The following is a 23,236-nucleotide window of genomic DNA, read 5'->3' on the forward strand; positions in this document are numbered from 1 at the left end:
CTCGCTCAGCCTTTTTCCCGGCAAATGACATTTACCGCCTGTGCGGTTTTACCTTCACTATCCTTACCCTGCATTTGTAGCGGCGGGCATCTTCGCGCCTCAACTACAAATATGATTACGGAGACACACCATGGATCTCTCTGCTGTTCAGGCCAAACCCACCCGGCGTCGTTATATTACGCTGCTGATGATCTTTATTACGGTGGTGATTTGCTATGTCGACCGCGCTAATTTAGCGGTGGCCTCTGCGCATATTCAGGAAGAGTTCGGCATCAGTAAAGCGGAGATGGGATATGTCTTCTCTGCCTTTGCCTGGTTATATACGCTATGCCAGATTCCCGGCGGCTGGTTCCTCGATCGCGTCGGTTCCCGCCTGACCTATTTTATTGCCATCTTCGGCTGGTCGGTCGCCACGTTATTCCAGGGTTTTGCCAGCGGATTATTATCGCTGATTGGCTTGCGTGCCATCACCGGCATCTTTGAAGCACCCGCGTTCCCGACCAACAATCGTCTGGTCACCAGCTGGTTCCCGGAGCAGGAGCGTGCCTCTGCCGTGGGCTTTTATACCTCGGGTCAGTTTGTCGGTCTCGCTTTTCTCACACCGTTGCTGATCTGGATTCAGGAACTGTTGAGCTGGCACTGGGTGTTCATCATCACAGGCGGCATCGGCATCATCTGGTCGCTGGTGTGGATCAAGTTCTATCAAGCCCCAAGCCAGAGCAAAGGTATCAACCAGGCGGAACTGGACTATATCCGTGAAGGGGGGGCGATGGTGGACGGCGATGCTCCCGCGGCGAAAAAAACGCGCATCAAACTCACCGCCGCCGACTGGAAACTGGTGTTCCATCGCAAGCTGTGCGGCGTGTACCTTGGCCAGTTCGCTGTTACCTCTACGCTGTGGTTCTTCCTGACCTGGTTCCCGAACTATCTAACGCAGGAAAAACACATCTCCGCGCTGACAGCAGGCTTTATGACCACCGTGCCGTTCCTCGCCGCCTTCTTTGGTGTGATTCTTTCTGGCATCGTGGCCGATCGTCTGGTGCGCAGCGGGCGTTCCCTTGGTTTTGCGCGTAAGACGCCGATTATCTGTGGATTGCTGATCTCTACCTGCATCATGGGTGCCAACTACACCAACGATCCGGTGTGGATTATGACGCTGATGGCCATCGCGTTCTTCGGCAACGGCTTCGCCTCTATTACCTGGTCGCTGGTGTCGTCGCTGGCGCCGGTTCGCCTGATCGGTTTAACCGGTGGAATGTTTAACTTTATCGGTGGATTGGGCGGCATCACGGTACCGCTGGTGGTGGGCTATCTGGCACAGGATTACGGCTTTGCCCCGGCGCTGGTGTATATCTCCGCCGTGGCATTGGTTGGTGCGCTCTCCTATATCCTGCTGGTGGGGGATGTGAAGCGGGTTGGGTGATCGATAACGTGCGATAAATGGCACCGCTACAACGCCCTGCGATGCGTAGCGGCGCCATTCATTGCGTGTCTGTTCACGATTTATCACGCAATCTGTCAGCCATTCATTGCGCGATCTGTTCATGATTTATCGCGCAATCTATCACTCATTCCTGACGTGATCGATTCGTATTGAATTGCGCCAACTGTTCGCAAATTATTGCGCTGTGACTGCTGCACCTCACCCCATAATCGCGTACTTTGTTCGGCAACTGTTGGATGTAAGGTTGCCTCATGTCAGAAAAACAACTCACCTTTGCACAGCGTCATCATCAGCTCACCAATATCAACGTCTGGACCGCAGACAGCCAGTGGCTGGCGTTTGATGTTCGTCCGTCGGGCGCGTCCTTTACCAGCCTGACCATCGAACGCGTCAACGTCGCGAGCGGTGCGGTCGAGGTGCTGTATCAGGCACGCGACGGTGCGCATGTCGGCGTGGTGACCGTCAGCCCGGATCTGCCGCCGCGCTATGTGTGCATTCATGGCCCTGAGCATCCCGATGCACACTGGCATTATGATTTCCATCATCGTCGCGGCGTCATTATGCAGCAGGGCAATGCGGAAAATCTCGATGCCTGTGACATTACCGCACCTTATACGCCCGGCGCATTGCGCGGCGGCTCGCATGTGCATGTATTCAGTCCAGACGGATCGCGCCTCAGCTATACCTATAACGACCATGTGATGCATGAAAAAGATGCGCGTGAGGATCTGCGTAATGTCGGTGTAGCCGTACCGCTGCATCCGGTGTGTCCACCGAAACAGCATCCCCGTGAATACGATGGCAGCCATTACTGCGTGCTGGTGAGCCAAACCACGCGCGATCCCCAGCCGGGCAGCGATCAGATTGACCGCGCTTATGAAGAGGGCTGGATTGGCGAGCGCGGATATCAAAAACCAGATGGCAGCTGGCAGCGTTGGGCGCTGGCGTTTATCGGTGATACGCGTGCTGCCAACGGCGATAAAGTGCCGGAAGTGTTTGTGGTGGATTTGCCCGAGGCGCTGAGTGATTACGCCAAACCCGGTGCATCACCGTTACAGGGCACGGCGGATAAACTGCCTGCACCGCCTGCCGGTGTGCAGCAGCGCCGCATCACGCACAGTAAAGGGTTAGCATTGCAGCCACGTCACTGGCTGCGCGCGTCACCGGACGGCAGCACCATCGCCTTCCTGATGGCGGATGAGCAGGGCGTTGTACAGCTGTGGCGTGTGTCGCCTAACGGTGGTTCACCGCGTCAAATCACGCGGCTCAGCAGCACTATTCAGTCGGCATTCAGCTGGCAGCCGTCAGGCGAGGCGATCGCCTTTATTTGCGATAACAGCGTGATGCGCTGTGATGTGGCGACCGGGCACTGCACGCGCTTAACCAAACGCAGCGAGCAGCCGCCTTCCGGTGATGCGGTAGTGTGGTCACCGGACGGCAAACAGATCGCTTATATGCGGGAAATTGAGGGCTGGCGCCAGCTGTTTTGCGTCAGTGCGACGTCGATGGCATAGCGGCGGCAGTCGCCAGGCTGGCGTCAGTGCCAGCCAATTTTTCGCTTTGCAGCACACGGTCATGCGCCGAATCTTTGTCAGTGCGGAAGTAATCCCACGGCAACAGAATCGTATCCAGTACGGCGGAGAAGGGCAGATCGATCACCGCCAGCGGCTTTATCGCCCAGCTGGTATTGTCATCGGCAATCATATCTGCGCTGGCGCGAGTGCCGGGATAATAACCCTGGCTGGCGCCAGTGTGAGACATGACGCTGGAGCAACCCGAAGTAGTCAAAACGCCGCAGACCAGCAGGCCGGTGAGCGGAAAGCTTTTCATCATTTTCATTTCATCATCCCTACAGCCATCACTTCTGGCTGGAGTGTGTCTCCTGCTGCAGCAAAGCTCTGTGGCGATGTCATGCAATGCAGGCGAAGAATTTCTGAGTGTATGCTATTTCGTCAAAATTGCTGTAAAAAAATACGCATTGCCCTTGAAAGCGATCAAAGCGCACCCATTTTTACTTCACGGTCGCGTTGCTGTTGCCGACAGGGACAGCAGCGGGCCGCACAACCTGTCCATGGTGGAAGGTTGCCAAAACTTGCTGATTTTCAGGAGTCTTTTTATGCGTAACTTTGATCTCACTCCGCTTTATCGTTCTGCTATTGGTTTCGACCGTCTGTTTAGTCTGCTTGAGTCCAATCAGAACCAGGCCAATGGTGGCTATCCTCCGTACAACGTTGAGCTGGTGGATGAAAACCACTATCGCATCACCATTGCCGTTGCGGGCTTTGCCCAGAGCGAGTTAGATATTACCTCACACGACAATGTGCTGATTATTCGCGGTGCGCACCCCGAAGAGCAACCGGAGCGCAAATACCTGTATCAGGGTATCGCCGAACGTAACTTTGAGCGCAAATTCCAGCTGGCCGATCACATCGTGGTGCGCGATGCGCGTCTCGAACTGGGCCTGCTGAGCATCGATCTGGAACGCATTGTTCCTGAAGAAGCGAAACCGCGCCGCATTGAAATCCTGAATTAAGGATATTGTGTTGAGAAGAAAACGCCGCAGAAATGCGGCGTTTTTGTTTCTGCGGATCAGGTGCGCACCCATAATCGCTGACTCACCATCCCGCCGAACACGTTCACCAGCAGGCCGAGAATAATCACTGACGCACCGAGAATTTCCTGCGCTGACAGGGTTTCGTCGAGTACCAGCGCAGCGCTAAGAATGCCCACCACGGGCACCAGCAGTGACAGCGGCGCCACGCGCCAGGTCTCATAGCGTCCGAGCAAATTGCCCCAGATCGCGTAGCCGACAATAGTGGCTATAAACGCGAGGTAAATCAGCGCCAGCACCGTCTGCAACGAGATATTCAGCAGGCTGGTGACGATTGCTGCTTCGCCATCAAACCACCATGAGCAGGCGAAAAACGGCACTACCGGCACCAGTGCACTCCACACCACCAGCGACATCACCGGCACCTTACGATTACGCAAAATGATCTTGTTGGTGATATTGCCCAGTCCCCATGACAGCGCCGCCGCCAGCGTCAGCATCATGGTGGTGAGCGTAATCCCAGCGGTGGTTTGGCCCTGCATGCCCGCCGTTGCCAGCATAAACATGCCAAGTGTCGCCACCAAAATTCCGGCGATGTGGTTCCAGCGCAGTTTTTCCGCCAGCAATAAAGCCCCCAGCAGCAGCGTAAAGAATGCCTGCGCCTGTAACACCAGTGAGGCCAGTCCTGCTGGCATGCCGAGTTTGATCGCCAGAAACAGGAAAGCGAACTGACCAAAGCTGATAGTCATGCCGTACACGATCAGCCAGCGCAAAGGGATCTGCGGCCGTTTCACAAAGAAGATAGCCGGGAACGCCACCAGTGCAAAACGCAATCCCGCCAGCAGAAACGGCGGCATATCGTGCATACCCAGTTTGATCACCACAAAATTCACGCCCCACGCCACCACTACGCACAGGGCTAACATCATATCTTTTACTGACATACTCGTTCCTTACTACAGCCGTTTCAGGCAGTCGCCGTCATCGGAGTGGCAATGTCTGCACAACAGTCATCGCCGATAACACGAAAAAAATCATCCACATTCAGCGCCATGGAACGCTCCAGCGCGCCGGCGTTAAACCACAGCGTGCCGACATCACGCAGGCGCGCATCGACGCGCAGCGCCAGTCGGTCATCAAAACTAAAGGGCGGCACCGCGCCCATCACACACTGCGTCAGTTCCTGTGCTTTCTCTGGCGCGGCAAAGCTCGACTTCTTGCCACCAATGGCGCGTGCGGCACTTTTGAAGTTGATCTTGCAGTCGCCCGGCACTATCGCCAGCAGGTAACGCGCATCGGCACCGTCAGGCATCGTCACTTCCAGCACCATCGCTTTGGCCGCCTGATTGAGATCGTTGCCGCGAATGCCGCTGATCACATCGGTCTGACCGATGGCCTCATGCTCCACCACGCGATAGTCTGCGTGGTGTTGATCCAGCAGGGCGGTGATTTTTTCATAGGTATTCATCTTCATCTCCTCGTCGAAGGCCCGGTATTAACTCCAGGCAATGGCGTGCTTCATTTTTTTGTCGGTCAGGCCAAAGAAAAAGCCCATGGTGATGCGCGTGTCGCCTTCCACGCGATCAATCTCGTGATAAAAAGCCGGATTAAACAGGTAGATGTCGCCGCTGCGTGGGGAGAACTCACACGCCTCGCTTTGCTCAATCACGCCAGTCTGATAGCCGAGTTCACCTGGCGTTTTGAAGCGCTCATCCACCGGATGCCACTTCTTGTTGAATATCCGCAGTTCCCCGCCCGCGTGACACTCCTGCAAACAGACCACACAGCTCAGTTGATGCAGGATGTGGGTGACGGCCAAACCACTGCCCGCGGCATCGCGTACGATGTTGTCGTTATGCAGTGGATTGGCGACGCCATTGGCATGAAAGCGCACAATCGAACCCGCGTAATCGCCCAACTCCGGCTCGCGGGCAGTGTGCAGACTCTCCAGACGCAATGAGTGCTTCACCCAGTTGTAAACCTGATCGCGCAGGCAGTGCAGTGACGCTGGCAGTGCTGGCTGGATGTCGCGCAGCTCGGTGAAGTAATTTTCGGGTGCGCAAGTGTGTTTAGCCAGATAGGGGCCGAGCGTGGTCAGTGCGCCATTTGGATAGCGCGAGACGCGCACCTGATCGCGGCACTGTTGCAGATCGTCCACCACCGCTTCGCGCACTTCAGGCGTCAGGAAATTGCGCAGCACCAACAGCGGTACGCGCGCGGTCACGATGTCATCCAGCCAGGTGCTTTCGACGAACATTTTTGGATGGATAACGCGTATCTGATTGAAAATGGCCATGCTGATCACTCCCCAAGTGGAAATTCATGAAGTTCATGGTTGTTCATGCGACGCCAGTCAGACGCCGTGCCCAGTGCAGCAATAGGTTCAGAAGAGATAAAAGTGGTGCTGTTATTTTGATAATGATGCAACGTGAAATAGTCAGGATAAGGGGTGTCATCGGGATGCCACTGCCACGCCCAGGCTTTATCCCGGGTGACAAAAATCGCATTAGCCGCACTGCCACCCGGTGACACGCGCGCCATCTTGCTGCGCAGGTAGTCACGGGTAAAATCGGCAGGCGTCACCTGATCGACGATATATTCAAGGTATTCGGCGGAGTCAAAGCGCGATTCCGCCATGCCCAGTTGCGCATAGACCGTGGGTAAAAAGCCGTTGTGCATCATGTACCACTGTGTCGCGCCGCTGGTGCGCCACAGCGGATGGGAAAACTCGATGCCGTGATTTTTGCTCAGCGTGGCGTGGCGGACATGTACCGCCAGAAAACGACTGTGACGCAATGCATCAACATCAATACCGGGCAGCGCATCAGCAAAGGTGCCAGTGCCATGCAGGGTGCGAATCTTTCCCTGATCCAGCCACAAACAGCCCCAGCCATTAGGGTGCTGTTTGATCGGGCCGTCATGCGTGGCGGTTTCGCCACAGCTCATGGCGCGTGCGGCGTCCAGTACCGCTGCCGCATCAAACTGACCGCTTGCCAGAATCATTCTGCACATAGAAGATCTCTCCGGGGGGCTAAGGACGGAACGTCGAGAATCTGCTGGAACACCGCTAACACATCGTCACGGCTGTCTGCGGCAAGACGGAAGGTGGCGAGGATACCAGCATGACGGGTGAGGTCGGCGTAGAGCGAGGATCGCGGCGAGACGGCCAGCGCGGGCAGATTGAGCGGTGGCAATAGTTGACCGCGCTGATGTTGGGCGATCCAGCGTTCCGCTGCGTCATATTGCAGGCGCTGACGCAGGCGCAGGCGACCAATGGCCTGGGCTTGCTTAGGGAAGTGCAGCACCGGCAAACCCCGTCCGGCTTCAATCTGAAACGCTACCTCCGCCCAGTTAATGCCGGTGACTTCCTCGACCAGATTCACCACGCCCATGCCCGATAAGCGGAAGCCCATTTCGAGGAAGTGCGGTTCACCGTTCACCATAATAAAATCGATGTGGAAGGCGCCCTGGCGATAGCCAAAGGTCTCACAGCAAAAGCTCATCAAACTGGCAAAGGCCGCAGGCAGCTGTTGTGCAGCCATCGCCACATGGCCGGATTCGTAAAAGCTGATACAGCCTTCTGCATCGATGTGGTGCTCGATCACCTTTTGACAGCAGGTCAGCGCCACCGCGTGTCCGTTATCCACCACACCTTGTAGTGAATACTCGTCGCCCGGCAGCCAGCTTTCGACAATAAAGCCGCTAAAGCCGCGCCCGCCGTAGTTCATGGTCTCCACCAGCTTGCCGATCACCGCATCGAGCTGGCTGGCCTCTTCCACCAGCCAGATCCCTAATCCGCCGCCGCCATCCACCGGTTTGATCACGCAGGGATACAGCAGTGCATCACGCGCGTCACGAATGCTCAGCGGTGAGGCAAAGAAGCGAAACTCCGGCTGTGGAAAGCGTGGCCAGGCTTTACGCAAGGCCATGCGCTGTGCGTACTTATCCGGCGGAATAAAGCAAGGTCCGGCATCCGGCCCGGCCAGCAGTTCGCGTACGCGACCGGCGCTGGCGTTGTAGGCTTCAAAGCCTGCCAGCACTACCTGAGGATGTTCCAGTAAGCCCGCGCGCAGACAGGCCTGTAACACATCCCACGGATTTTCCGGGCGATCGAGACGCACAATCAGATCGAACGGCAGCTGAATGCTCAAGCTTTGATAGTCGACAAAGTCGCCCATCTCCGCCAGCACGGTAAAATAGCCTTCGCGTTTTGCCACTGCGCAGTACGGATTTTGCCCGTCACGCGTGGCGCCAATCTGCAGGAAAATCTTTCTCATCGCGTCGCCTTACCGGGTTAACGCCCGGAGATCACTTCAGTGACGATGTCTTGCAAGGCACCGTTGTTGACCTGAATCACTGCTTTGTGGGGATCGAAACGCAGCACGCGTGAGAGCGCATCGCCGCGCGTGCCATCCAGCAGCGTATTGACCTGTGCACTGCGCCAGCACTGGCGCATCTGTGCAATCGTCAGGCCGGAGAGCTGCTCCAGCTGCTGTGCCAGCAGCAAATCATCGCTATCGCCGCATAGCAGTGCCCGCACCGCCTGTTCATCAGGCGCCTGATCGAGCTGTTGTAGCCAGACATTGAGCTGTTGGCCTTGCGCGATAAACGGCGAATAGATCATGCACACCAGCTGGGTTTCGTTGAGGCCAAACGCCTGTTCGGCAAACTGCGCTGCACGCTGGCGAGCGCGTTCAATCGCCGCATCGTCCTGATAACGCGCCGCCATTTCCGCAATCAGTTGCGGCGGGAAATCTTTCTTCTCCATCAGGCCGAGCGCAAAGCGCACATATTCGCGAATGCCTTCGGCGTAGCTACGCTGCATCAGCGTCTCCGCTCGCAGACCGCGAATATGTGCCATTAACGTCGGGTTGCCGCAGTCCGATTCAGAGAAGCTGAACATCAGCTCATCAAAGCGGAAGTGCATGAACTCGGTGAGTAGCGACCAGTGCGCACCCGCTTCATAGGCGGTGTCCTGATAGATGTTGAAGAACAGCGGATCGCGTGCCAGCTGCCAGGTGATGCGATGGGCCGGGGTAACCTGCTCGGCGCCGTAAATGTCGGCGAAATAGCGTTCTGCCACGCCATCCAGGGTTTGCAGGAAGCCGCTAAAGCCGCGTGATTTGTCGGCAACGGGCGCATCAAACAGGCGTGAAAGATGACGAGCCCAGGCGAGGTAAGCGGTCTGCTCCTGCGGCGAATCACCGGTGATGATCACATCCACGCCGCCCTCGTAGTGCGCGGCAAGGCCAAACGAGTTCACCATGCTGAGGTTGCAGGCGTTACAGAAAGTGGAGCGCGCATCGGCACGAAAGCGATGGCCATTCATCAGCACATCGTTGCGATTCTGCTGGCGCACGCTGTCGGGCATCGGCAGATGACGTTCAAAGTGGCGGATTTGCAAGCCATCAGTCACCAGGCATTCGATAAAGTCATCACCCGGAATGTGCAATGCACGATATACGCGGTCGATATTTTCCATCACGCTGTCGTTCATCGCCGCATGACGATTGGTGCTGATGCGCAGCTGGAAGGTGCTGCCCTGCTGCTGCCAAATCAGCCCCTGAATGTAGCGCACATACGCCACCATGTAGCTGCTGTCTTTCCCGCCGCCATAGGCGAGTAGCACGCGATTGTTAGCGGGATTGTCGCTATCGGGTAGGGCGGCAAGTAAGCGTTGAGAACAGCGTTGAGCAGAATCGATAATCGCGGGCGTGAGATAACCTTCAATTTCTCTCATCATGGTGGACAGATTATTCATTTTTCACTTCATCCTTTGGCTAATAAAATCGCCGTTACCGTGCTGGCGGTAACGGGCAGGAAAAGGGGCCACGAAGTTGCAACGGAATGAATGTCTGAGGCTGAATTAACAGATGCAGCCTAAAGTACTTTGAATGTAATCTGATGGATACGCACAGATCAGCACGATATAGGGTGGAACAGATGGCGGATGGAACGGGTGAACAGGAGAGCCAGAGTAGTCGTTACCGTCAGATTGCAGAGCAGATAAAACAAGCCATTCACAGCGGATCGCTGCCGCCTGATAGCCGTTTACCGTCGGTGCGCACGCTGGCGACGCAGTACAGCGTCAGCATGACCACTGCGCTGAAAACATTACGCACGCTGGAGGATGAGCACTATGCCGTTGCGCGTCCTAAGTCCGGCTTTTTTGTGGCGCCCCGTCAGGTTCCCAGGGGGTTACCCGCTGCCATCCACAGCGAACAGCCGCGTGAAGTCGCCCCGCTGGATGAACAAACCGAGCTGCATCTGGCCATGCTGGGCTCCGATTGTCGTGTGCGGCTGGATCTGGCCAATGGCGATATCTCGCTCTATCCGGTCAAGAAAATTGGATTGCTGATGCGCCAGATGGGCTACAGCAAACAGGCACTGCTCGGCAACACGGTGAAGGGCACCGGCTATGCGCCGCTGAAAGCCGAGATTGCACGCCGCGCGGTGGATTATGGCTGCAATATCAGCGCTGATGACATCCTGATCACCAACGGTTGTATCGAAGCTATCTCACTGGCTTTGCGCGCCACCACCCGCCCCGGCGATATCGTGGCAGTGGAATCGCCGTGCTACTTCGTGCTGTTGCAGATGCTGCATAATCTCAATCTGCGCGTGATTGAAGTGGAAGCCGGGCCGGAAGGTTATGTTAACGTCAGTAAACTTACCGCGCTGTTTCAGCGTAAAGCGGTGCAGGCCTATCTCACCATCAACAACATCAATAATCCGCTGGGGAAAAGCATTCCCAACGAGCAGAAAGCCTATATTGCGCGTCAGGCCGATGAGAATGATGTGGTGATTATTGAGGATGATATTTTCGGTGATACGGCGTTTGGCAATCGCCGTCCGTTCCCGATGCGCGCCTTTAGCCCGAATGCCATTCTTTGCAGCGGCTTCTCGAAAACGGTGGCGCCCGGTATCCGCATTGGCTGGGTGCACAGCAGTAATTACATGCGCAAAATCGCCTCGCTGAAATACACCACCAGCATGGGCACCTCGGTGTTGTCACAGGCAGCGATTGCTGAACTGCTGCGCAGCGGCGGCTACGATGCGCATCTGCGCAAATTGCGTCGTGAGTTGAAGAATCAAATCCACCATATGCGCCAGGCGGTGTTGCGTTATTTCCCTGCGGGCACGCGTGTATCGGATCCTGAAGGCGGCTATGTGTTGTGGGTGGAAATGCCCATTCAGTCGTTAAACGTGCGCGCGCTGTTTCTTAAAGCGCGTAACGCGGGCATCGGTATCGCGCCGGGACATATCTTCGCCACCGATCACCGTTACGATCACTGTTTCCGACTGAACGCCGGTTTTGGCTGGAATGCGGAAGTGGAGGAGGCAATCAAGCAGCTGGCGCAATGGTGCCAGCTATCGCTGGTGGCGGATAAATAGAGATTATTTGGAAGTAGTTCACAAATTTAAATAAACATTGGCTGCTGTGTTTATTATTCACTACCAGTTAATGGAATCACTAATTTATTCTTGTCTGGCTTGGTTTATCATTAAATATATGAAATAGATGACAAGGATAAGTAATGAAAATTTTTGGAAAGGATATCCCTACACGTGGATTCATTATTTTCGCATTGTGGATTTGGACTTTCTTTACCCTATCGCATGAATCCTTACCCTATGTCCCGGTGAATAATCCTGGATGGGTTGGCGTAGTAGCATGGTTATTTATGCTGATCGGAGCCTATGCTTTTTATTCAAGCCTGTTCCGATTTTACGACTGGTACAATAATAAATAATGCATCAACGCCTCCCGATTAATTTCGAGAGGCGTTTTAAAAGATTGGTTTAGCCAATCTTCTCCAGCTCTTCCGCCAGAATCTGCACCGCGCGTTCAATCTTCTCCGCATCCGGTACATAGTTCATGCGCATACATTGATGTGTATGCGGCCATTCCTGTTCCAGACCAGGGAAGAAGAAGTGGCCCGGCACCATCAGCACGCCGCGCGCTTTCAGGCGCTGATACAAGGCTTCGGTGCTGATCGGCAGATCGCGGAACCACAGCCAGAGGAAAATTGCCCCTTCGGGTTTGTGGATCAGGCAGCGATCTTCCGGCAGATAGCGGCGCAGAATGGCAATCGTCTCGCTCACCTTGTCCTGATAGAACGGCTTGATCACCTCTTCCGACAGACGCAGCAAATCGCCACGCACGATCATCTCAGTGGCAATCGCCGGGCCGATACTGCCTGGCGCTAAGCTGATAATCCCATTCATGTTACCAATCGCGCTAATCGTGCTCTCATCGGCGACGATAATGCCGCAACGTGCACCCGGCAGGCCGAGTTTCGACAGGCTCATGCACAGAATGGTATTTGGGTTCCACAGCGGACGGGCTTCGCTGAAGATAATGCCGGGGAAGGGCACACCGTAGGCGTTATCGATCAGTAATGGCACGCCGTGCTGCTGTGCCAGCGCATCCAGCTGCATCAGCTCGTCATCGGTGATCACGTTACCGGTCGGGTTGGTTGGGCGCGACACGCAGATCAGGCCCACGTCCTCATTCAGCGGCAGGTGGTCGAAATCGACGTGATACTTGAACTGACCTTCTGGCAGCAGCTCAATGTTCGGCCTGGCGGAAACAAACAGATCTTCTTCCAGTCCGGCATCGGCGTAACCGAGATACTCCGGTGCCAGCGGGAACAGCACGCGTTTTTTACTGCCGTCGGCGCGACGACCCGCGAACAGGTTAAACAGATAGAAGAACGCGCTCTGGCTGCCGTTGGTCAGCGCAATATTTTGTGCGGTAATCGGCCAGCCCAGCTCTTCACGCAGCATGTTCGCCAGCGCATCCAGCAGCAGCGTTTTACCACGCGGACCGTCGTAATTGCACAGCGCTTCGCTCAGTTTTCCGTCCTGATGCATCTGCAGCAGCAGCTGGTTGAAGTAGTCATTAATGGCCGGGATCTGCGCCGGGTTGCCGCCGCCAAGCATAATGGTGCCGGGCGTGCGCAGGCCTTCACCCATGTCTTCCATCAGACGTGAGATGCCGGAATGTTGAGTAAATTTGTCGCCGAACTGAGAAAAGGACATAGGAAGTTAAAACATTGTAATCGGGAATGGGCAACCACCTTAGCGCCCGCCACGGGCAGGCGCAATGGCTAAAGCAGCAAGCTTAGGCCTGGATTTGCGGGTTAACGCAGTTTTTCTCGACTTTGCCGCTCAGCGCAGCAATCAGGTTATCCACCGCATCACGTGCCATACCGTAACGCGTTTCATGGGTGGCTGAGCCGATGTGCGGCAGCGCTACCACGTTCGGCAACTTAAGGATCTCCGCATCGGCAGGCACCGGCTCCACTTCAAACACATCCAGACCGGCTGCGTGAATCGTGCCGTCCTTCAATGCCGCCGTCAGCGCTTGCTCATCAACCACCGGGCCGCGACCTGCATTTATCAGGATGGCGCTGGGTTTCATCATCTTGAGCTGTGCAGCGCCAATCATATGGTGCGTCTGCTCGGTCAGCGGCAGGCTGATGCAAACAAAATCACTCTCTTTCAGCAGCGTTTCAAGATCACAGGCACGTGCACCGAAGCGGGTTTCCGCCTCTTCATGCTGACGGCGTGCGTTGTAGAGAATGTTCATGCCAAAGCCGAAGTGCGCACGCTGCGCCAGCGCCAGGCCGATACGGCCCATGCCAAGAATCCCCAAGGTTTTGTGATGCACGTCGATGCCGAAATGTTCTGGTCCGATGCTTTTCTTCCATTCACCGGCCTTAACCCATTGATCCAACTCGGTGACGCGACGGGCGGTGCTCAGCACCAGCGCCATCATGGTATCGGCCACGGTTTCGGTCAAAACGGTTGGCGTGTGCATCAGCAGTACATTGCGCTGATTTAAGGCTTCGACATCAAAGTTGTCGTAACCCACAGACACGGTAGAACAAGCGCGTAAGGCGGGCATCTTCGCCAGCAGATCACCATTTACTTTACCGCCTGAGCCGAGCAAACCCTCGGCTTGCGCAAACTGTGCGGCATGCTGTTGCACGGTTTCGGGGGAGACGTCATGCACTTCGGTGACGGTAAAATGGGCATCCAGTTTAGCGCGCAGATCGTCTGGCAGGCTCTTATAAAGAATCACAGCAGGTTTCATCATTTGCTCCCTGTAGAACGTGTGACGGGCGACCTGAGCCGCCCGGAAAAGTCATTTCTTACGCTTTCAGGCGTGCTTCGCCCCATGAATCGGTGCTGTCTTGTTCTCCGCGGGCTTGACGATTAACGTCAGCCACACCGAGACCAGCAGCGCGGCACCCATAAAGATATAAGAGGCAGCAGGACTGCCGGTTGCGCCATTAAGATAGCCTACAATCCACGATCCGATGAAGGAGCCGAGTGCGCCCATGCTGTTAATCAGCGCCATGGCACCGCCAGCAACGTTGCGTGGCAGCATCTCAGTAATCAGGGCAAAGAACGGGCCGTAAGGGGCATACATCGCGCCTCCGGCAATCACCAGCAGCGCATACGACAGCCAGAAGTGGCTGGAACCGACCAGATAGGAGCCAAGGAACGCCAGCGCCCCAATCAGCAGCAGCGGCCAGACAAACAGCTTACGGTTTTGCTTTTTGTCAGACGCCCATGACACCACGACCATCGCAATGGTCGCCACCAGATAAGGCACTGCTGAAAGCCAACCCGCCTCGACCATACCCATCTGTGTGCCGTTACGCAGAATCGAAGGCAGCCACAGTACGAAACCGTACACGCCAATGCTCCAGGCAAAATATTGCATGCACAGAATGATCACATTGCGATTTCGGAAGGCTTCGCCATAGTTACGCACCGCTTTGATGCCTTCCTGCTCTTTCTGCAACTGCGCCTGCAGTGCTGATTTCTCTTCGTCGCTCATCCATTTGGCTTGTGCTGGCTTGTCCTGCACCAGGAACCACCAGGCCACGGCCCAGATCACCGCCGGGATGCCTTCGAAGATAAACATTTCACGCCAGCCGAAAGCATTAATCAGATAGCCGGACACCACCGACATCCACAGCACCGTGACCGGATTGCCGAGGATCAGGAAAGTATTGGCGCGCGAACGTTCCGACTTAGTGAACCAGTTACTGATGTAAATCAGCATCGCCGGCATCACCGCCGCTTCCACCACGCCAAGCACGAAACGAATCGCTGCCAGCATCGGAATGTTGCTTACCACGCCGGTTAATGAGGCACAGCCGCCCCACAGAATCAGGCACCAGAAAATCAGCTTCTTCACGCTGCGGCGTTCGGCATACACCGCGCCGGGGATCTGGAAGAAGAAATAGCCAAGGAAGAACAGGGCACCCAACAGCGATGACATGCCTTTGGTGATGCCGAGATCGTCATTAATCCCTGCGGCAGAGGCGAAGCTAAAGTTCGCCCGGTCCAGATACGCCAGACTGTAGGTGATAAACACGATGGGCATGATAAACCACCAGCGTTTTGGCGCGATTGTCTGCGATTTCATGGGTGACTCCTCTGTTTTGAGGCGGGCACATTCAATGGATGCGCCTCGAAATAATCGGGTTGTGTAGAGACAGACTGTTTCACCAGGTACGCCTGAATGCATACCCTTCATGCCGGGCCACCGATTAAGGCAACCCCTTAATTAAAAATCGCCCAGCGCCGCGCGCGTCGGCAGACCTTCACTGTCGCCCGCGACCTGAATCGCCAGCGAACCAATTTTGTTACCGCGCAGAATCGCCTGTGGCAGCGATTTGCCTTCGAGCAATGCGCTGATCAGGCCCACGGCAAAACCATCGCCCGCGCCGACGGTATCCACCACGTTATCGACGAGAATCGGTGCAACATTGCCCTTTTCACCGTCGGCAGTTTTATACCAGGCACCGTCGCAGCCGGTTTTGATCACCACAGCCCGTACACCTTTATCCAGATAGAAATCGGCGATGGCTTCTGGCTGACGATAGCCGGTCAGAATGAACCCTTCTTTCTCACCCGGCAGCACCCAGTCTGCGTACTCTGCCAGCAGATTCAGCTGCTTACGCATTTCCTCCTCGCTGCGCCATAACACCGGGCGCAAATTCGGATCGAAGGAGATGGTTTTGCCGCGCGAACGCATCTCTTTGGCCGCATGTTTGGTCAACTCAAGCGAGCTGTCAGAGATCGCCGCCGCCACACCGCTCAGGTGCAGGTGACGCGCGCCGCCAAAATAATCCGCATTAAAATCGTCAGGTGACAGATGGCTGGCGGCGGAGCCGGCGCGGAAATATTCCACTTCAGGATCGGAACCGTCATCGACGCGCGACTTGAGCTGGAAACCGGTGCGATAGCGGGTATCGGTGGTCACACAGTGATGATCGACCTTCTCTTTCGCCAGCTGTTGCAGCGTAAAACGGCCGAAACTGTCATCGCCGACGCGGCTAACCCAGCCGACCTGTAAACCAAGGCGCGCCAGGCCGATGGCTACATTCAGTTCGGCACCGGCAATACGTTTGACGAAGCCCTCTGCGGCGGCGAGATCCCCGCTTTGCTGGGCGATAAACATCGCCATCGCTTCGCCAATCGTGACCACATCCAGCTGCTTCATCATCGACTCCTTACAGCGCACGCAGCAATTCAACGTAATGGCGTGTCACGGCCAGCAGATCTTCGCCTTCGAGCGGGAACTCGATGCCGCGCGGCGCATCAGCAGGCAGTGCGTTAAGCAATGTGCGCCAGCTGCCGTCGGTTTCGTCCAGCGCCACCGCACGGAAACTCTCGCCATGTGGCACCGCAGCTTTCACGTGAATGTAGCTGACGTAACGGCTGAGCTGCGCCGCTGCCTGCAAGGCGTCTTCGCCGGTCCACTGCCAGTTGCCCATGTCGAAGGTCATATCCAGCGGCAGGGCGGCATCGCAGGCACGATGGAAGAAGGTCTGCATCGGGGCCAGTTTGCTGTCTGGCGTTTGATCGTTTTCCACCACCACGGTTACTGGCGATGCTGCCAGTACCTCAACCAGCGCAGCGTCGGAGAGATCGACAAAATGGCCGAGGGCGATTTTCAAACGCTTAGCGCCAATCTGTTCGGCTTCCAGCAGGAATTGTCCCAGACGAGGGTTGAGCGAGCCATCTTCCAGCCACAACGCTTCCGGCACCGAGTAGCTGGCACTCAGCTGCTGTTGAGCAATTGCCTCGTTGAGCGAATGCAGTCTCAGTGGATCGTCTTCGCTGAATAGCTCACGACGGATTTCTACGCCATCCGCGCCAGCGGCTTTGATCAGCGGCAGCAGGGCGGTTTGACCACCTAACTCAGCGACTTTGTGCGTGCCGTAGGCGGCGGTGACCACGATGATTTCCGGATGTGCCATGTTGTCTCTCCATTGAACTCGGAAGGATGCGGTCTGAGCCGCCCTTTGTTTTAAATCGATGTCTTAAAAAAAACCTAAATGGAACCGGTTCCAAATGAAAGGAAGAGAGTGTGGAATTATGATCCTGCTCACGAAGTGAGCCAGAGAAAAGGGGATTAGCGCAGCGGCTGGCTGGAGCCGCGCACAATGAGCTCACCGGGGAAAACCTGCTCATTGATCGGCTGCTCATTACCGTCAATGCGTGAGATCACCTGTTCCAGCGCCGCATAGCCAATTTGCCAGGTGGGCTGTTTCAGGGTGGTGATGCCCACGCCCGCCAATGCAGCCCACTCCAGCTCATCAAAACCAAGCAGGCCAATGGTTTCACCCCAGCGCTGTTCGAGACGCTGCAATGCGCGCGCCACCTGTAAGGTCAGCGCACCGTTAGCGGCCATCACCGCGCAGCGTTTGTCACTGTGGCGTTGCTGGAATGTCTGCAGCACCTGCTCCAGCTGTTCTGGCTGATGCAGGGGGACTTCGGCGTTTTCCGCCATCACGCCGGCGTGGGCTTTACAGGTGTCATAGAACGCGCCGAGTCGTTCACGGCGGGTGTTAACGCTACCCAAGGGTTCGCTGAGGAACAGCAGGGCATCGTAACCGTTGTCCAGCAGATGCTGGGTGGCAATTTGCGCGGCTTCGGGGTTATTCAGGCCAACCACATCACAGGCGAAGTCAGGAATTTTACGGTCAATCAGCACCATCGGCAGCATCGACTGCTGCAGGCGCTTCAGCACCTCTTCGTGCATCCCGACCGCGTTCACCACGATGCCCTCAACCTGATAGCTGCTCAGCAGTTGCAGATAATACTGCTCGCGATCGACTTCGTTGTTGGTGTTACACATCAGCAGCGTAAAGCCCTGCGCACGGCAGGCCGCTTCGATACCGCTCAGCACATCCACGGAATAGGGATTGGTAATATCCGCGATAATCAGGCCAATCAGCCGCGTGCGGCCACGCTTCAGGCCGCGTGCCATCTGGCTGGGACGATAATCGAGGTCGGCAATCGCCTGTTCAATACGGGCTTTGAGATCGGGCGAGAGCAGATTCACTTCGCCATTAAGATAGCGGGAAACGCTGGTTTTACCGGTTTTTGCCGTGCGGGCAACGTCACTGATTGTGGCTCGTGGCGGCCTGGTCTTCATCGCGTACACCTGAATAATAAAATCAGGCGAAGACTATCACAGCGCGGCGCGCACGCAATCATTGTGCATCAGAAGTGAGGCGCAACATCGGTTGCCACAGCGTCTGGAGCTCCTCAAGCGGTGCACCTTCCAGCAGTTGCAGCACCATTTCGGCCACGCGTTCGCCAATGCGCTGCTGCGATAGCTGCAAAATCGCGTTCACCGGATGATCGATAATGGAGTCATGCGGCAAGCCATCGTAGACATAGAGGGGGATCGCCCGCGCGCCGCTTAAACGGTCGGCCTGCTGCAACGCGATGGCCGCGCCTTCACCCAGCGGCGCACAATCCGTGATGATGGCTTGAGGCGCGATATCCTGCGCCAGCCAGCGCTGTGTTTGCTGGTAACCGGCACGACGTGTTACCGGCAGCGCGGCCAGCATCGTTGGCGCGATAGGTGGTTGATGCTGTGTGAGGGCATCGATAAAGCCGTGGCGACGATCGAGGATATACGTGCAGGGCTCGTTGCCGCCAAGATAGGCAAGCCTTGTCAGCCCTTGTTGCAGGCAGTGTTCAGCGGCCAGCAAGGTGCCTGCATGATTATCGTAATCAAACCAGGCATAAGGTTGCGGCAGCTGGCTGCGGCCCAGCGTGAGAAAGCGATAGCCTTTCTGCTGCAAACGCTGCAGACGGATATCATGCGGTTGGGTATGGGTGAGAATCAACGCATCCAGCGCGCCACTGCGCAGCAAGCGCATCAGCGTGCGGTGCTTATCCTGTGGTTTATCCGGCAGGATCATCAGATCAATGTCATGCTGAGCAAGGCGTTGATCCAGCGTCAACAGCATTTCACTGTAATAGCTGTCATTCAAAGAGGCGGTGCTGACCGGGAAAACCAGCCCGACGGCATTGGCGCGCCCGGTCTTCAGACGGCGCGCGGCATCATTCGGACGATAGCCGCGTGAAGTGGCTTCTTCTTCAATACGTTTACGCGTGGCGGCCGCAACATCGTCATAGCCATTTAGCGCACGACTCACGGTGGTAACAGAGAGGCCGAGGGCAGCGGCAATGGCTTTGAGCGACATGATGACGTTTTCCACCGATCAAATTTTGATCACGCTAGCATAAAGTATTTCACGGCTCTATTGGTTGACGATTATAGAGCGTTATCTGATACAAAAAGCGTCAATTGCGGTGTAAAAACGTGCGGAAAAGCCGATCTGCAGAAACAGATCGGCGAGCGGGATTAACCCAGTGGACTCAGCGTGATCTCGACGCGGCGGTTTTGTGCTTTACCCGCTTCGGTGCTGTTGCTGGCCACCGGATTATCCGGGCCCATGCCCTGCGTGCGCAGACGGTTCTGGGCTACGCCTTGCAGAATCAGGCCGCTGGCCACGCTATCCGCACGCTGTTGCGACAGGCGCATATTCAGCGCGCGCGTACCGGTGCTGTCGGTGAAGCCCACCACATTGACGGCGGTTTTAGGATACTCTTTCAGCACCATCGCGACACCTGTTAAGGTGTTAGCACCTGCGGGTTTCAGGTTGCTGCTGTTAGAGTCAAAGGTGACGTTATTCGGCATATTCAGCACGATGTTATCGCCCTGACGCGTCACGCTGACGCCAGTACCGCGCATTTTGTCGCGCAGCTTCGCTTCCTGCACATCCATGTAATAGCCGACGCCACCGCCCAGCGCCGCACCGGATGCGGCACCAATCAGCGCGCCTTTGCCGCGATCTTTCTTCGACGATGACAACACGCCAACGCCTGCACCCAGCACGGCACCTAAGCCCGCGCCGATGCCGGATTTCCCGGCCTGCGATTCGCCGGTATAAGGATTGGTGGTACAACCGGACAGCACAACGCTGCCGCTGAGTAACAAGGCCAGCGTCAAACTACGCTTTTTCATTGAAAATCCCTCACAAAGTCACACGGGGAAAATGCCCCAAAACGGCACTATTATGCCGTTCAATAATGGGGAAATGCGTGAGGGTCAGTCTTAAAGTGTAAAGTTTTGCGTTAAAGATTATCGGGATGGCAGAAACAGCTGGTTTGATGATCGTTAATCAGCCCACACGCCTGTAAAAATGAATGGCAGGTTGTGGGACCGACGAATTTAAAACCACGCTTCTTTAACGCCTTAGAGAGCGCAATGGCAGGCTCGGAGGTGGTGGGCGCCAGCTTGTAATCGGCGAAACGGTGCAAAATCGGCTGATTATCGACGAATGACCAGACAAAGCGTGAAAAGTCTTCGCCTTCCGCTTCCAGCGCCAGCATGGCTTTGGCGTTATTGATGATCGCCTCCAGCTTGCCGCGATGACGAATTAATCCGCTGTCTTGCAGCAAGCGCAGCATGTCTGCCTCATCCATCAACGCCACGGCCTGAGGATCAAATTCGTGGAACGCGCGACGATAGTTCTCACGTTTCTTGAGCACGGTGATCCACGACAAACCCGCCTGTTGTCCCTCAAGGCAGATCATTTCAAATAAGGCCCGCTTATCAGTTTGCGGCACACCCCACTCATTATCGTGGTACGCCAGATAGAGTGGATCCTGTGTTACCCAGCCACAACGTTGCATATTACTCTCCCTAAGCATGAGGAAAATACAGTTAATCCCTTGACGTATTACAGAATCGATTAATAGTTAATCAATGGGTGCCGATAATCAATAAACCTGAATCTTAACGCCCGTTTCCTTTCTGGCTCGGCAGGAGTCTTTCATGTTGCAGAAAAGTGAGTGGACAGGCCAGCACAATCTCATGCTGGCTTTTGGCAGTGTGTGGCTGTTATTTGCGGCGCTGCCGGCTTACGCCTGGGATGAATCGGGCGCGGATTATGTGCCCGATTACAATGCGATACTTGCTGAAAAGATTTCCAGTCATCACCTGATGTTGACAGAAAACCGTGATGTCAGTCTGATGGATGCCGCGCTTAATTCACCGGATGAGAGCGCGATGGTGCTGCACAGTGAAAAAGCCAGCGTGGGGAATGCCCCCTTTGCTAACCGCTATTCGGCAGGCTGGCAGATGCCGATGAGTGCGACGCTGCGCACCGGTCCGGTGGCGCAATTTGCGATGGATGATTCCCGTTTGAGCTGCCCGAAGTGTGAATTTGTCGATGGAAACCATGCCGGGCATATTGCCTCACTGGGCTGGCGTCTTGATTCCACTCTTGACTGGATTTTACCCTGGGCACAGGTTAGCTACAGCCATCAATTGAGTGATGAAAATGCGTCATCGCTGCGCGATCGCCCCGAGGAGATCGGCCATGAAAGCAACTGGGTGGATGTCAGCGTGGGGGCCAATGTGCCGTTTGGGCAAAATATGGCGGCTTTCGCCTCCTTCTCGCAAACCGGGGCGGTGGTCAGCGGTGAGCAGTTTATTTACAGCCTTGGCGTCAGCGCCAGCTTCTAAATCCTGCGCGATCCATCGCGTTAAAACAGGTACACTGACCACTTAGCGCTAAACCTATCGGCGCTCCGGGTTGGTCAACGTCAGGTTTCTTCATGTCAGTTAAAATCTTATCTTCAACGCTGGTGGGGCTGGATGGCTTTTGCCAGGATCCGCTTGCCGTGTTGCAGCAGGCCGATAACGGCGTGCTGGCGGTGCTGCACAACAATGCGCCCGCTTTTTATGCGCTGACACCGCAGCGTCTGGCACAGTTGCTGGCGCTGGAAGCCGCAGCGCAGCAGCCAAATGATGTCACGCTGGATGACAGCCTGTTCCATACCGATGCGGCACCGATTGCCACACCGGTAGGCAAGTTTGCCATGTACGCGGGCTGGCAGCCGGATCACGATTTTCAGCGGCAGGCCGCCATCTGGGGTGTGGCGCTGAGTGAACCGGTCACTGCAGCCGAACTGGCTACCTTTGTGGCTTACTGGCAGGCCGAAGGCCGACTGTTCCATCATGTGCAGTGGCAGCAGAAACTGGCGCGCAGCGTACAAATGAACCGCGCTGCTAATGGCGGTCAGCCCAAGCGCGATGTCACCCAGATCAGCAATACTCAATATGATATTCCCGATGGATTCCGAGGTGAGTGATGAAAACGCCGAACGATCTTTTCAGTCGCCTGAAAAAATTTATGCCTGCGGATGTGCAGCCGAAATTTAAAAACGGTGAAGAGCTGCTGGCGTGGAATCAGGAGCAGGGCCGTCTGCGCTCTGAAGCCATCGTGCGCGAAAACCGCGCCATGAAAATGCAGCGTATCATGGGGCGTTCCGGTATCCGTGAGCTGCACATGAACTGCTCGTTTGATAACTATCGTGTCGAGAATGATGGTCAGCGCAAAGCACTCGCGCTGGCGCGGGAGTATGCCGCTGGGTTCGACAACAGCATCGCCAGCTTCGTGTTTTCTGGCCGCCCTGGCACCGGAAAAAACCATCTGGCCGCCGCCATCGGTAACGACCTCATTCTGCGTGGCAAAAGCGTATTGATTGTCACCGTGGCCGATTTGATGTCGAGCATGAAAGGCACCTTCAGCGGTGGCAGCGACATCACCGAAGAGCGCTTGCTGCAGGATCTTAGCCATGTGGATCTGCTGGTGATCGATGAGATCGGCATGCAGAGCGAATCCCGCTACGAAAAAGTGATCATCAATCAGATTGTCGATCGTCGCTCATCGTCAAAACGCCCAACCGGCATGTTGTCGAATCTGGACCCGGCGGGAATGAACGGCTTATTAGGTGAGCGCGTGATGGATCGTATGCGTCTCGGCACCAGTTTGTGGGTGCGTTTCGATTGGGAAAGCTATCGCAGCCGTGTACGCGGTGATGAGTATTGAGTCAGGTGG

Annotated in this window: 24 protein-coding genes; 8 read left to right on the forward strand and 16 right to left on the reverse strand. The window is 55.8% G+C overall.

What is annotated here, in order from left to right; translation table 11 throughout:
• The first annotated feature begins 130 nt into the window (after nt 1–130).
• Nucleotides 131–1,423 (forward strand): MFS transporter, encoded by a 1,293-nt coding sequence (locus FD737_RS08980; RefSeq protein ID WP_160833308.1) that lies wholly within the window; start codon nt 131–133, stop codon nt 1,421–1,423.
• A gap of 272 nt (nt 1,424–1,695) precedes the next feature.
• The gene (locus FD737_RS08985; protein ID WP_160833309.1) at nt 1,696–2,958 is read left to right on the forward strand and encodes a DUF3748 domain-containing protein; all 1,263 of its coding nucleotides are present in this window, start codon (nt 1,696–1,698) and stop codon (nt 2,956–2,958) included.
• On the opposite strand, the gene FD737_RS08990 is transcribed toward FD737_RS08985, so the two are convergent.
• Nucleotides 2,936–3,283, reverse strand: coding sequence for a YceK/YidQ family lipoprotein (locus tag FD737_RS08990; protein ID WP_034829992.1), 348 nt, complete (start codon nt 3,281–3,283; stop codon nt 2,936–2,938). The genes FD737_RS08985 and FD737_RS08990 overlap by 23 nt on opposite strands.
• Before the next feature lie 277 nt (nt 3,284–3,560).
• On the opposite strand from FD737_RS08990, the gene ibpA reads away from it, so the two are divergent.
• Nucleotides 3,561–3,977 carry a small heat shock chaperone IbpA gene (gene ibpA / locus FD737_RS08995; protein ID WP_034830093.1) on the forward strand — a complete coding sequence of 139 codons (417 nt, stop codon included), beginning with the start codon at nt 3,561–3,563 and terminating at the stop codon, nt 3,975–3,977.
• 56 nt (nt 3,978–4,033) lie between these two features.
• On the opposite strand, the gene FD737_RS09000 is transcribed toward ibpA, so the two are convergent.
• Genes FD737_RS09000 through FD737_RS09025 form a run of 6 tightly spaced genes read right to left on the reverse strand, consistent with a single transcriptional unit; the run spans nt 4,034 to nt 9,756 of the window.
• Nucleotides 4,034–4,939: an EamA family transporter gene (locus tag FD737_RS09000; protein WP_097118433.1), complete on the reverse strand. Its 906-nt coding sequence runs from the start codon at nt 4,937–4,939 to the stop codon at nt 4,034–4,036.
• Nucleotides 4,940–4,962: 23 nt separating this feature from the next.
• Nucleotides 4,963–5,463: a YbaK/EbsC family protein gene (locus tag FD737_RS09005; protein WP_160833310.1), complete on the reverse strand. Its 501-nt coding sequence runs from the start codon at nt 5,461–5,463 to the stop codon at nt 4,963–4,965.
• Nucleotides 5,464–5,490: 27 nt separating this feature from the next.
• Nucleotides 5,491–6,291: a 2OG-Fe(II) oxygenase gene (locus tag FD737_RS09010; protein ID WP_160833311.1), complete on the reverse strand. Its 801-nt coding sequence runs from the start codon at nt 6,289–6,291 to the stop codon at nt 5,491–5,493.
• A gap of 5 nt (nt 6,292–6,296) precedes the next feature.
• A complete protein-coding gene (locus tag FD737_RS09015) occupies nt 6,297–7,007 on the reverse strand; it encodes a class II glutamine amidotransferase (RefSeq protein ID WP_160833312.1) in 711 nt (236 codons plus the stop codon).
• Complete coding sequence (locus FD737_RS09020; protein WP_097118437.1) at nt 6,995–8,272, reverse strand: acetyl-CoA carboxylase biotin carboxylase subunit family protein; 1,278 nt, start codon at nt 8,270–8,272, stop codon at nt 6,995–6,997. The genes FD737_RS09015 and FD737_RS09020 overlap by 13 nt, the downstream gene beginning before the upstream one ends.
• A 17-nt stretch (nt 8,273–8,289) precedes the next feature.
• Nucleotides 8,290–9,756, reverse strand: coding sequence for a hypothetical protein (locus FD737_RS09025; RefSeq protein ID WP_160833313.1), 1,467 nt, complete (start codon nt 9,754–9,756; stop codon nt 8,290–8,292).
• A 182-nt stretch (nt 9,757–9,938) separates the two neighbouring features.
• Between FD737_RS09025 and FD737_RS09030 the strand changes: the two genes are divergently transcribed.
• Together FD737_RS09030 and FD737_RS09035 are read left to right on the forward strand one after the other, a co-directional pair.
• The gene (locus FD737_RS09030) at nt 9,939–11,390 is read left to right on the forward strand and encodes a PLP-dependent aminotransferase family protein (protein WP_160833314.1); all 1,452 of its coding nucleotides are present in this window, start codon (nt 9,939–9,941) and stop codon (nt 11,388–11,390) included.
• A gap of 143 nt (nt 11,391–11,533) precedes the next feature.
• Complete coding sequence (locus FD737_RS09035; protein WP_058961171.1) at nt 11,534–11,749, forward strand: hypothetical protein; 216 nt, start codon at nt 11,534–11,536, stop codon at nt 11,747–11,749.
• A 49-nt stretch (nt 11,750–11,798) separates the two neighbouring features.
• On the opposite strand, the gene FD737_RS09040 is transcribed toward FD737_RS09035, so the two are convergent.
• The 9 genes from FD737_RS09040 to FD737_RS09080 all read right to left on the reverse strand — a co-directional run bounded on the left by FD737_RS09040 (nt 11,799) and on the right by FD737_RS09080 (nt 21,023).
• On the reverse strand, nt 11,799–13,040 hold the full coding sequence (locus FD737_RS09040) for a valine--pyruvate transaminase (protein ID WP_097118439.1): 1,242 nt from the start codon (nt 13,038–13,040) through the stop codon (nt 11,799–11,801).
• An 82-nt stretch (nt 13,041–13,122) separates the two neighbouring features.
• On the reverse strand, nt 13,123–14,097 hold the full coding sequence (gene ghrB / locus FD737_RS09045) for a glyoxylate/hydroxypyruvate reductase GhrB (RefSeq protein ID WP_160833315.1): 975 nt from the start codon (nt 14,095–14,097) through the stop codon (nt 13,123–13,125).
• A 66-nt stretch (nt 14,098–14,163) separates the two neighbouring features.
• Nucleotides 14,164–15,444 (reverse strand): MFS transporter, encoded by a 1,281-nt coding sequence (locus tag FD737_RS09050; RefSeq protein WP_160833316.1) that lies wholly within the window; start codon nt 15,442–15,444, stop codon nt 14,164–14,166.
• A gap of 141 nt (nt 15,445–15,585) precedes the next feature.
• Complete coding sequence (locus tag FD737_RS09055) at nt 15,586–16,527, reverse strand: sugar kinase (protein ID WP_034829978.1); 942 nt, start codon at nt 16,525–16,527, stop codon at nt 15,586–15,588.
• Nucleotides 16,528–16,534: 7 nt separating this feature from the next.
• Nucleotides 16,535–17,284 (reverse strand): sugar phosphate isomerase/epimerase, encoded by a 750-nt coding sequence (locus tag FD737_RS09060; RefSeq protein ID WP_160833317.1) that lies wholly within the window; start codon nt 17,282–17,284, stop codon nt 16,535–16,537.
• Between the two features lie 155 nt (nt 17,285–17,439).
• Nucleotides 17,440–18,465, reverse strand: coding sequence for a LacI family DNA-binding transcriptional regulator (locus tag FD737_RS09065; protein WP_160833318.1), 1,026 nt, complete (start codon nt 18,463–18,465; stop codon nt 17,440–17,442).
• A 58-nt stretch (nt 18,466–18,523) separates the two neighbouring features.
• Nucleotides 18,524–19,528: a LacI family DNA-binding transcriptional regulator gene (locus tag FD737_RS09070; RefSeq protein WP_160833319.1), complete on the reverse strand. Its 1,005-nt coding sequence runs from the start codon at nt 19,526–19,528 to the stop codon at nt 18,524–18,526.
• A gap of 161 nt (nt 19,529–19,689) precedes the next feature.
• Complete coding sequence (locus FD737_RS09075; RefSeq protein ID WP_045815063.1) at nt 19,690–20,352, reverse strand: OmpA family lipoprotein; 663 nt, start codon at nt 20,350–20,352, stop codon at nt 19,690–19,692.
• Between the two features lie 110 nt (nt 20,353–20,462).
• The gene (locus FD737_RS09080) at nt 20,463–21,023 is read right to left on the reverse strand and encodes a DNA-3-methyladenine glycosylase I (protein ID WP_034829972.1); all 561 of its coding nucleotides are present in this window, start codon (nt 21,021–21,023) and stop codon (nt 20,463–20,465) included.
• Nucleotides 21,024–21,165: 142 nt separating this feature from the next.
• On the opposite strand from FD737_RS09080, the gene FD737_RS09085 reads away from it, so the two are divergent.
• The 3 genes from FD737_RS09085 to dnaC all read left to right on the forward strand — a co-directional run bounded on the left by FD737_RS09085 (nt 21,166) and on the right by dnaC (nt 23,227).
• Nucleotides 21,166–21,858 (forward strand): autotransporter domain-containing protein, encoded by a 693-nt coding sequence (locus tag FD737_RS09085; protein ID WP_160833320.1) that lies wholly within the window; start codon nt 21,166–21,168, stop codon nt 21,856–21,858.
• Nucleotides 21,859–21,950: 92 nt separating this feature from the next.
• Entirely contained in the window at nt 21,951–22,487 is a 537-nt protein-coding gene (dnaT, locus tag FD737_RS09090; RefSeq protein WP_160833321.1) for a primosomal protein DnaT, read from the forward strand.
• Nucleotides 22,487–23,227 (forward strand): DNA replication protein DnaC, encoded by a 741-nt coding sequence (gene dnaC / locus FD737_RS09095; protein WP_034829969.1) that lies wholly within the window; start codon nt 22,487–22,489, stop codon nt 23,225–23,227. The genes dnaT and dnaC overlap by 1 nt, the downstream gene beginning before the upstream one ends.
• The last annotated feature ends 9 nt before the right edge of the window (nt 23,228–23,236 follow it).

Source organism: Pantoea sp. Seng (assembly GCF_009829935.1).
Classification (GTDB): Bacteria; Pseudomonadota; Gammaproteobacteria; order Enterobacterales; family Enterobacteriaceae; genus Pantoea; species Pantoea communis.

What these genes read in the sequence shown, in the direction of transcription:
- FD737_RS09020 (WP_097118437.1), bottom strand. Translation starts at nt 8,272, where the DNA reads ATGAGAAAGATTTTCCTGCAGATTGGCGCCACGCGTGACGGGCAAAAT.
- FD737_RS09065 (WP_160833318.1), bottom strand. Translation starts at nt 18,465, where the DNA reads ATGAAGACCAGGCCGCCACGAGCCACAATCAGTGACGTTGCCCGCACG.
- FD737_RS08980 (WP_160833308.1), top strand. Translation starts at nt 131, where the DNA reads ATGGATCTCTCTGCTGTTCAGGCCAAACCCACCCGGCGTCGTTATATT.
- FD737_RS09035 (WP_058961171.1), top strand. Translation starts at nt 11,534, where the DNA reads ATGAAAATTTTTGGAAAGGATATCCCTACACGTGGATTCATTATTTTC.
- FD737_RS09060 (WP_160833317.1), bottom strand. Translation starts at nt 17,284, where the DNA reads ATGGCACATCCGGAAATCATCGTGGTCACCGCCGCCTACGGCACGCAC.
- FD737_RS09080 (WP_034829972.1), bottom strand. Translation starts at nt 21,023, where the DNA reads ATGCAACGTTGTGGCTGGGTAACACAGGATCCACTCTATCTGGCGTAC.
- dnaC (WP_034829969.1), top strand. Translation starts at nt 22,487, where the DNA reads ATGAAAACGCCGAACGATCTTTTCAGTCGCCTGAAAAAATTTATGCCT.
- FD737_RS08990 (WP_034829992.1), bottom strand. Translation starts at nt 3,283, where the DNA reads ATGAAAATGATGAAAAGCTTTCCGCTCACCGGCCTGCTGGTCTGCGGC.
- FD737_RS09085 (WP_160833320.1), top strand. Translation starts at nt 21,166, where the DNA reads ATGTTGCAGAAAAGTGAGTGGACAGGCCAGCACAATCTCATGCTGGCT.
- dnaT (WP_160833321.1), top strand. Translation starts at nt 21,951, where the DNA reads ATGTCAGTTAAAATCTTATCTTCAACGCTGGTGGGGCTGGATGGCTTT.
- FD737_RS09015 (WP_160833312.1), bottom strand. Translation starts at nt 7,007, where the DNA reads ATGTGCAGAATGATTCTGGCAAGCGGTCAGTTTGATGCGGCAGCGGTA.
- ibpA (WP_034830093.1), top strand. Translation starts at nt 3,561, where the DNA reads ATGCGTAACTTTGATCTCACTCCGCTTTATCGTTCTGCTATTGGTTTC.
- FD737_RS09030 (WP_160833314.1), top strand. Translation starts at nt 9,939, where the DNA reads ATGGCGGATGGAACGGGTGAACAGGAGAGCCAGAGTAGTCGTTACCGT.
- ghrB (WP_160833315.1), bottom strand. Translation starts at nt 14,097, where the DNA reads ATGAAACCTGCTGTGATTCTTTATAAGAGCCTGCCAGACGATCTGCGC.
- FD737_RS09055 (WP_034829978.1), bottom strand. Translation starts at nt 16,527, where the DNA reads ATGATGAAGCAGCTGGATGTGGTCACGATTGGCGAAGCGATGGCGATG.
- FD737_RS09000 (WP_097118433.1), bottom strand. Translation starts at nt 4,939, where the DNA reads ATGTCAGTAAAAGATATGATGTTAGCCCTGTGCGTAGTGGTGGCGTGG.
- FD737_RS09070 (WP_160833319.1), bottom strand. Translation starts at nt 19,528, where the DNA reads ATGTCGCTCAAAGCCATTGCCGCTGCCCTCGGCCTCTCTGTTACCACC.
- FD737_RS09050 (WP_160833316.1), bottom strand. Translation starts at nt 15,444, where the DNA reads ATGAAATCGCAGACAATCGCGCCAAAACGCTGGTGGTTTATCATGCCC.
- FD737_RS09010 (WP_160833311.1), bottom strand. Translation starts at nt 6,291, where the DNA reads ATGGCCATTTTCAATCAGATACGCGTTATCCATCCAAAAATGTTCGTC.
- FD737_RS09025 (WP_160833313.1), bottom strand. Translation starts at nt 9,756, where the DNA reads ATGAATAATCTGTCCACCATGATGAGAGAAATTGAAGGTTATCTCACG.
- FD737_RS09075 (WP_045815063.1), bottom strand. Translation starts at nt 20,352, where the DNA reads ATGAAAAAGCGTAGTTTGACGCTGGCCTTGTTACTCAGCGGCAGCGTT.
- FD737_RS08985 (WP_160833309.1), top strand. Translation starts at nt 1,696, where the DNA reads ATGTCAGAAAAACAACTCACCTTTGCACAGCGTCATCATCAGCTCACC.
- FD737_RS09040 (WP_097118439.1), bottom strand. Translation starts at nt 13,040, where the DNA reads ATGTCCTTTTCTCAGTTCGGCGACAAATTTACTCAACATTCCGGCATC.
- FD737_RS09005 (WP_160833310.1), bottom strand. Translation starts at nt 5,463, where the DNA reads ATGAATACCTATGAAAAAATCACCGCCCTGCTGGATCAACACCACGCA.